The sequence below is a fragment of the Spirosoma jeollabukense genome, from assembly GCF_054777855.1.
In genome coordinates this window covers 1-544 of the sequence record NZ_BAAHAD010000110.1, presented here as the reverse complement: position 1 = coordinate 544, position 544 = coordinate 1, and the positions used below count along the sequence as shown (strand labels likewise).

Genomic DNA, 544 nt, shown 5'->3' with positions numbered 1-544 from the left:
ATGGCGGCAGCGCCTGCTGTCGCTGCTGGACGCGCTGCTGCCGACCGCGCCCAGTTCGCCCAACAGCCAGCGCGCGCTGGAGCGCCTGCGCAAGCTGCTCAACCAGTTTGCCGAGGACGCTGCAAAGGCCGGCTTCAACGAAGGCGTGCCACCGGAGGTGGTGCGTGCGCACTTCGCCGGGGCACTGGGCGAGGCCGATACGCGCGCACCGTTGCTGACCGGTGGCATCAGCTTCGGCCGCATGGTGCCGATGCGCCTGCTGCCGTTCCGGGTGATCTGCGTGCTGGGCCTGAATGACGGCGATTTCCCGCGCCGCGACCCGGCCGCGGGCCTCAACCAGCTCACCGCCGAACTGGATACACCGCGCCGCCGCCCGGGCGACCGTTCCACCCGCGAGGACGACCGCTTCCTGTTCCTGCAGCTGTTTGCCGCGGCGCAGGAGGTGTTCTATCTGAGCTACCTGGGTGCCGATCCCCGCGATGGCAGCGTGCGCGAGCCGTCGGTGCTGGTCAGTGAACTGATCGACGCCGCCGCCGCGTATCAC

General features: G+C 70.0%; 1 protein-coding gene. It reads left to right on the top strand.

The window, feature by feature from the left end:
- Positions 1-544: hypothetical protein (locus ACYVEA_RS34805; protein WP_461117939.1), on the top strand; the 544-nt coding region annotated here is incomplete at both ends.